This window comes from Bacillus sp. UNC322MFChir4.1 (genome assembly GCF_000746135.1).
Classification (GTDB): domain Bacteria; phylum Bacillota; class Bacilli; order Bacillales; family Bacillaceae_G; genus Bacillus_A.
Window position 1 is genome coordinate 1 of record NZ_JQKQ01000063.1, and the last position, 7,162, is coordinate 7,162.

Annotated in this window: 10 protein-coding genes and 1 pseudogene; 3 read left to right on the forward strand and 8 right to left on the reverse strand. The window is 31.6% G+C overall.

The genetic code is table 11. From position 1 onward, the window contains the following. Positions 1 to 14: 14 nt before the first annotated feature. The 6 genes from BR72_RS17020 to BR72_RS17045 form a co-directional block, all read right to left on the reverse strand. Positions 15 to 377, reverse strand: a complete 363-nt coding sequence (locus tag BR72_RS17020) for a tyrosine-type recombinase/integrase (protein WP_051957351.1) — start codon at positions 375 to 377, stop codon at positions 15 to 17. A gap of 76 nt (positions 378 to 453) precedes the next feature. Continuing rightward, the gene (locus BR72_RS17025; protein ID WP_035434798.1) at positions 454 to 1,023 is read right to left on the reverse strand and encodes an imm11 family protein; all 570 of its coding nucleotides are present in this window, start codon (positions 1,021 to 1,023) and stop codon (positions 454 to 456) included. A gap of 411 nt (positions 1,024 to 1,434) precedes the next feature. After that, on the reverse strand, positions 1,435 to 1,740 hold the full coding sequence (locus tag BR72_RS17030; protein ID WP_035434801.1) for a hypothetical protein: 306 nt from the start codon (positions 1,738 to 1,740) through the stop codon (positions 1,435 to 1,437). A gap of 25 nt (positions 1,741 to 1,765) precedes the next feature. After that, positions 1,766 to 2,068: an EndoU domain-containing protein gene (locus BR72_RS17035; protein WP_081904919.1), complete on the reverse strand. Its 303-nt coding sequence runs from the start codon at positions 2,066 to 2,068 to the stop codon at positions 1,766 to 1,768. Between the two features lie 69 nt (positions 2,069 to 2,137). Continuing rightward, positions 2,138 to 2,494 (reverse strand): hypothetical protein, encoded by a 357-nt coding sequence (locus BR72_RS17040; RefSeq protein WP_051957352.1) that lies wholly within the window; start codon positions 2,492 to 2,494, stop codon positions 2,138 to 2,140. Then, on the reverse strand, positions 2,491 to 3,579 hold the full coding sequence (locus BR72_RS17045) for a response regulator aspartate phosphatase (protein ID WP_035434802.1): 1,089 nt from the start codon (positions 3,577 to 3,579) through the stop codon (positions 2,491 to 2,493). Before BR72_RS17045 ends, BR72_RS17040 begins: the two co-directional genes overlap by 4 nt. Before the next feature lie 490 nt (positions 3,580 to 4,069). On the opposite strand from BR72_RS17045, the gene BR72_RS17050 reads away from it, so the two are divergent. Next, positions 4,070 to 4,345 carry a hypothetical protein gene (locus BR72_RS17050; RefSeq protein WP_035434804.1) on the forward strand — a complete coding sequence of 92 codons (276 nt, stop codon included), beginning with the start codon at positions 4,070 to 4,072 and terminating at the stop codon, positions 4,343 to 4,345. Between the two features lie 317 nt (positions 4,346 to 4,662). On the opposite strand, the gene BR72_RS17055 is transcribed toward BR72_RS17050, so the two are convergent. Together BR72_RS17055 and BR72_RS17060 are read right to left on the reverse strand one after the other, a co-directional pair. After that, positions 4,663 to 5,316 carry an SMI1/KNR4 family protein gene (locus BR72_RS17055; protein WP_035434805.1) on the reverse strand — a complete coding sequence of 218 codons (654 nt, stop codon included), beginning with the start codon at positions 5,314 to 5,316 and terminating at the stop codon, positions 4,663 to 4,665. Next, on the reverse strand, positions 5,313 to 5,615 hold the full coding sequence (locus tag BR72_RS17060; protein WP_197059953.1) for a hypothetical protein: 303 nt from the start codon (positions 5,613 to 5,615) through the stop codon (positions 5,313 to 5,315). Before BR72_RS17060 ends, BR72_RS17055 begins: the two co-directional genes overlap by 4 nt. On the opposite strand from BR72_RS17060, the gene BR72_RS17065 reads away from it, so the two are divergent. Then, positions 5,535 to 6,146, forward strand: coding sequence for an SH3 domain-containing protein (locus BR72_RS17065; RefSeq protein ID WP_420482272.1), 612 nt, complete (start codon positions 5,535 to 5,537; stop codon positions 6,144 to 6,146). The genes BR72_RS17060 and BR72_RS17065 overlap by 81 nt on opposite strands. A 72-nt stretch (positions 6,147 to 6,218) precedes the next feature. After that, positions 6,219 to 7,162 (forward strand): annotated as a pseudogene (locus tag BR72_RS25780) (IS3 family transposase); the annotation flags it as partial.

Below are 7,162 nucleotides of genomic sequence, written 5' to 3' on the forward strand. Positions count from 1 at the left end.
TTGACCACATTGTATCAATTTGTTTGCTGAAAAGCTTTTTCAAACCGATCTGATGATTCCTTTTGCATGTCGAAAGTCACGTGAGAATATGTGTTCATTGCCATTTCGATAGATGAATGTCCTAATCGTTCTGATACAATCTTCGGATGTTCTCCAAGAAGTAACATAAGTGATGCATGTGTATGACGCAAATCATGAAAACGGATTTTTTTCACATTGGCTTTTTTTATTGCTTTAGAAAAGTGATTGTACACATAGTTTGGATTCAGTGGACCACCTTTTTCGTTTGCTGTAATATAACCATTTTCTGAATAAGGTATACTAAATTGTAATTTTCTCTCTATTTGCCAAATCCGATGTTGTTTTAATTCACTCATAACAAAATCAGAGATAGAAGTTGTACGTGCTGAGTGACTATTTTTAGTTTACAATATGATGGAATTAGTACTTTAATCACATATACGATTTTGAATCCCATACCTCTATAAATTCAAAACCTTTTAAATCACTTTCTAATACTGCATTTCTAAATTCATCTGACACCAAAATATAGTTCGGGTGAATTTTTTCATTTATATACAATTTAAAAATCATTTCATTTTGAACAACACTAGGAATAAATGCAAATTTTTCACAGCCTATTATTAAACCTGAACTTAATTTTTTAAAGATTGCTTTATTACTGTCAATTGCATCTAGTACATTTAAAACATGGATTAGATAATATACTTTATTTGTTTTATTATAAACAAGTGGAAGAAACTCAACATTAGTACCTATTAAAGGTTCTAATAAATTTTTTGCTTTTTCACTAATCATTATTGAACCAGTTTCTCCCCAAAAATGCGGACAGTCGCTTTGATTGCCTTCTTCTATACATTCAATGAATATTTCTCCCCATGAATCTAATAAAACTGCTGTAGAGTTGAACTTCCCTTTAAAATATTTTTTGTCTTCTTTATAATTCAATAGTTGAAAGGATTTATAGTCATCAAACGAACTTCTCAATTCCCAAATTTTCATTTTTACTCTCCTTTGCTATTTTTCTAGTATAAATAAGATTACTTCTTCGGTTTATTTAATTTAAACTCACCATTCAATAATTTTAGGAGAGTAAAAACGTCCACCAACTTTGAAATTCGAATTTTTATTTATTATTTTATTAGATATAATAATCAGGATTTTCGTCCATTTTTATATAGTTTTTCTGATTTTATTTGATTTTTTTATGATAACCATTGAGTTCATGGTGCTTATATTTCAATTAAAGTAAATGAGGGCTTATAATAATTAATTAAACCAATAATCTATGTTCTGCTTAATAAAAAGCAGCTGTATATGCTTCTAAGTGCATGAAATAGCTGCTTTTTTAAATGCGACATCTATATATGTCGCATTATGAGATTGAATCTATTCATCTAAATTCGATTGTATTTAAAATATCATTTTTTCTACAACTTCAACAGATGGTCTTATTGTAGAGTTCGGAAATTTTTGTACTAAACGTTTTAAACACTCCACGTATTCTTTAGTTTTTTCGTCAAAATCTACATCCTCAAATACCTCACTAAGCCATTCTACTTCTTCTTCTGAAGCGGTATCTAAAAATTTAATAGTTTGCTCAATATCTTCGCTTAATAATTCTGCAAGTTCTTCCCAATATTTTTCAATTAAAAAAATATTTTCAGGATGAACTGCCTTTCGTTCCTCTATAATTTTTCTTACTTGTTCTTCAAACATAATTAATTCTCCTTTATTTGCATTTTTAAGGTTGTTTTGTTCCATCTGGGAATACAGTTCCAATCTTATCGTTTGTTTTTATTACTCCAGCTCTTACGCCTTTATATTCACCAAATATCATATTTCCGTCTTTTACATTTATATTTTCTTGAAGGTTAGCAACATATTCACCAGCTTCTTTTATACCGTTTCTAGTCCAGGATTCGGGAAACCATGCTTGACCTGTACCTGTTCGTTTTGGTTTAGATTTATGATCGGGAACATTTCCAATTCTGATGCCGTCCCCATATTGTGGAAGGTTGGATGTATTTTGATGAATCTTATGCAAATGGGCTTAGATAATAAAGAAAGCCGCTCATTTTAGATGGGCGGCTTGTTCTTTAATTCTATTAAAATGTTACGCTTGTGGTGCTGGTGTATCACCTTCAGCCTCATTACTTACCATACCACCACCAACACCGGGATCACTTACAACTTTATTACTTATAATACCGCCACCATCACCTTTATTATCAGCAGGTGATGGTGTATCACCGTGTTCAGAGTAAGAAGGAGAACCTCTGTGATTTCCATCGGCAGAGATAGGTAAGTCAGCATGTGAATAATTTGGAGACCAACCTTCTCCATGTGTATAAGCTAAATCAGGTCTTTGTGGTGACCCGCCTGTGTCGCCTTTATTGAATCCTATAAATCCAGCTGTTATAGATACTACAAATGTACAACCTATTGTTGTTAAGAGGACTTTTTTCATCATTTTAATGCTCCTTTTTCCCTTTGTTTTTGTTGTGCTTCCTTACTCATACGATAATATTTGCTTGCTTGTTCATAGTTGTTTTCATTATAAAATTTATCGGCTAAGCGATCTGTATATTCTTCAATACAGTCAAATAATTTTTCTTTTTCAAAATACGTAATTCCTTCTAAAACAGCTTTTTCTAATGTATCTGTATTTGTATTCATTTCTTTTAAAATCATAAAACGATATTGATATTCTCGATTTTTCAAATGATTACAGATGTATAACCCTTTTTTTATTAATGGTTTAGCTATATTTAGATGATTTAATTTCAAATTTTCATCAGCTTCTAAATACAACGCTCGGAAATGATTTGGAGATTTCTTTGTTACTTCTGATAGGTGACGAAGTGCTAATTCTGATAAATTTTGATTTGCATAAAGTAATCCTAAGTTGTTGCGTACCATAAGGATATATTTTGCATGATTTATTTTTTGGAATAAAGCTAATGCTGTATTTAATGCTTCTTCAGCTAATTCAAATTGTTTTAAATCGATACAACATAGTCCATATATATTTTCACATAAAGCAAGATTAATCTCATATCCATTCTGTTTAGAAAATTTTTCTTTTGCATTTCGAATACAATCAATGGATTTAAGGTGTTGATATGAATGATAATAAAATTCTCCTAAACGATAATGAAACTCAGCTTTTTCAAAAGGATTTACAATGTATTGTAATAGTGTTTCAGCTTTATCAAACTGTTCTTTTGCTTCAGTATAGTTAGTAATAAGTCTTAAGTGAAGAGCTTTGAAGAAATGATAATAATATGCTAGGGATTTATCTGTTGGGATTTCAAAGGATGCTACTTGATCAAAACTGTCTTCTTTAATTGAAACCCAATCAGTTAGAACAGTATAGCGAAAATTTAATAATGCATGATACAAAGATATATTGTAATCTGTTTCTACATTGTTAATTTCATTATCAACTTCTTGTTTTAATGTCGTTGCTTTTGAAACTTGTTGCTGCAACATGGCTTGATACCAATCATTTAGCAACTTTGTAATTTGTTCATTCCCCTTCACCGATACGTTCATAATATCCTCCTCATCCATATAATTGTTGATTAAATATTAACATAATTTGGATAAGAAAAATGTTTATATTAATTATTTTTCAATAAAAAATAGAATATTATGTCTTTTTATTTAGATTAACATTAACATTTTGAATGTTTTTACCCAACCCTCGAAAAAACAGAATTAAATACAGAAAATAGTAAAATATTTACAGGACATTATGATATTAATAAAGAAGTTAAAAAACAAGGATTACAAAGTATAATTCCAAAACAGGAATCATATGGCTATACTGATGTTGAATTCTTTTGGTGGGGATTTATCATACATGCTAATGGATAGTGGACAACTATAATAGTTGGTTCAGGTGTAGTTGCAGTATGTACTTATGTTGCTAACAGAATTGTTAGTTCAACAAACTGGGATGGTTTTGTAGTTCATTATAACTGGGCTTGGGGTGTAGATAAGTTTTATTGGCAATAAGCAATAAAATGAAAGGAGGGTAACGGTGGAAACTTCTAATAAATTTGTGATAATTCTTTCTAAAATTGTATTTAGTTTTATTTTATTTAATTTATCTGTGCTTGCAATATTAGCATTTGGTCCAATGTTAGACGCTTTATTTCAAGTGAAATTTTTATTTGGAATAGGAGTAATTTTGTTTATTTTAGGAATCAATCAGATAAGTGTTTTATGGGGTAAGCAGTTATTAAAATACAACCTAAAGAATGGAATTATATTACTTGTTTTAGGTGTATGTATTTCTATTTTAGCAATTATTTAATACAAAATAAATAGTTTCCAAAGGTGTACGGTATAATTGCGGGGGGAAATAATGAATATTGGCACAGGAATTTATACAATTATAAGTTTTGCCTCAATTATAATTGTATTCTTCGTTTTATATCTTCTTATGAAAAAGAAAAAACAAAAATAATAAAAAAATATTAGTTTAGATTGTTAATGATTTAATAAAGAAAGTCGCTCATTTTTAGGTGGGCGGCTTGTTCTTTAACTCTATTCAAATGTTACGCTTGTGGTGTAGGAGGATCCACTTCACCTTCATTACTTACAATACCACCAGTGTGTCTATATTTAATACTAATTATTTATATCAGTAGGTACTGCACTTAGGGCTACACCAGCAGGTCCTAATTTTTCAATTAATTTTTTTGCCTTACCATATGGAAATTTCTTCACTAATATAAAAGGAAGATTTTTTGAACCCTTTAATAAATCCCCTGTTGAAATGTCAAGTGCTAATACACTTTTTATTTTTACTAAATCTTTTAATCCTCCATTAGGAGTTTCTACTAACACTATATTACACGTATCAGGAAATTCCACTGCTATCTTCTGTATTTTTTCATTTAAACATCCTGCATTTACCCAATCACTAAAATCTAAGGTAATTACAGTAGCATGATTGGGATCCATATCACCAGAATCAACAACCAATACTTCTTTTACATCTGCACTTTGCAACATTAAAAAAACATTACCACTACCATCATCACCGATAGAAACATATCCACTTGCATATTCAGTTACTTCCCAAGTCTCATTTCTTTCTAGAATATCCTCAGTACCATAAATAGTTAAACCTCCACCAATTGAAAAACCATTCGTGTATCTCAATAAATCCTTATATGCATTAGGAAATTCCATTTTCATCAGATCTTCTAATTCTTGAATTTCAATATCACTTGCTGGGTTATTTTTTATTAAATCAGGAATTTTAGATAAGTCTATCATTCTTTTATAAAACCTCCTAAACTATCAAAAAATTTATAAGCATCAACTAATACCTTTCTTGCAACTTTTTGATCAACCCCTGCCTCAATCATTTCCCTATAGCTTACATTAAATTCATAGCGTATATCAGTATCATACCCCTCAATTCTTCTTCGTTTTCGTTGCATAGCAGAAATTTTCGCATGTGGCAAACCAGAACTTGATGGTAAAAGTATTGCTTGAGCTTTCTTTTCGTTATAATCGAAGTCCCCATTTTTAGCCCACTCATTTTGTATAGGGTCGCTTGTGACATTTGGCAATATGCAGACGGAGAAACAGGTGGATGGCTTGATGGTATCGGAAAGGTAGACTTAAATTACTTAAATGGGGACAAGCCTTTATCTGAGTTTATTGGTAGTTCTCAATCCTTACTACCACAAGAAAATGTTTTAGGATACCTTACAACGACTGCTGATGTAGCTAATATTCGTAAAGAACCTAATGTAAATGCACCTATTATGCGTCAAGCAACAAAAGGACAAGGGCATACTTACTATGAATGGCTTTATGATGGTGCTCATTTTTGGTATAAAGTAAATCTTGATAATTGGATGAGAGATGATGTTTGTCAAATCAATAAGGACGGAAAAAGTAAAGGTGTCGTGTGGGTTAATGCAACTGATGTTAACCTTAGAAAAGGTGCAAGTACTGGTGACGTTGTTATCAATAAAATTACAAAGCGCTCTGCCTATGACGTACATTATCGTTATGAGAACTGGATTTATGTAACAGGTGAAGGCGTTGAAGGTTGGATGTATTTCGATGAGTCATATGTACATTGGATTAGATAAAATAAAAGCCGGCTCTTATGTAGTGCACCCCAATTGTTAGACACGGTCTAACAATTGGAGGTGCATTTTTTTATGGCTAAATTCTCTTCAAAAGAAAAAATACAAGCAGTGAGACGATATTTAGAGGGTACTGAAGGCGGAAAGACAATTGCTAAATCTATAGGTGTTGATGCCAGTGTACTCTATCAGTGGATTAAACGATATGAATCTTTAGGTGAAAAAGCTTTTGAAAAACGCTATGCATTCTACTCTCTTCAGTATAAACTAGATGTACTTCAGTATATGAACGAACAAGGGACATCTATCAGGGAAACAGCGGCGATTTTCAATATTCCGTCTTACGAGACACTTCGGAAGTGGAAAGTGGCTTATGACTCAGAAGGATTGGGTGCCCTACAATCAAAGAAAAAGGGGCGTCCATCCATGCAAAATAAAAAACTGAGCACAACTAAAAATCAAAAAGTAGTTGAAGGTTCAATTGAAGCACTACAAGCGGAGAATGAGCGTTTACGTATGGAAAATGCGTATTTAAAAAAGTTGAATGCCTTAGTTCAAAACAAAGAAAAATCACAAAACAAGACAAGGCCCAAGTAATCTATGAATTAAGGCATGAATTTTCGGTGAAAGCACTACTTCAACTCGCAGATATTCCGCGTAGCACATATTATTATTGGGTGAAAAATTTCGATCGTCCTGATCCAGATGCAGAGCTAAAAGTATTGATTCAAGCTATTTATGACGAGCATGAGGGACGTTATGGCTATCGTCGTATTCGTGATGAACTTACAAGTTGCGGACACAAAGTAAATCATAAAAAAGTGCAACGTATCATGAAAGAATTAGGATTAAAATGTCTAGTCCGTATGAAAAAATATCGTTCTTATAAAGGAACTGTTGGAAAGATTGCACCGAATATTTTAAATCGCAACTTCCAAGCTGAAAAACCAAATGAAAAATGGGTTACAGATATTACGGAGTTTAAATTGTTTGGAGAGAAGTTATATTTATCACCGATG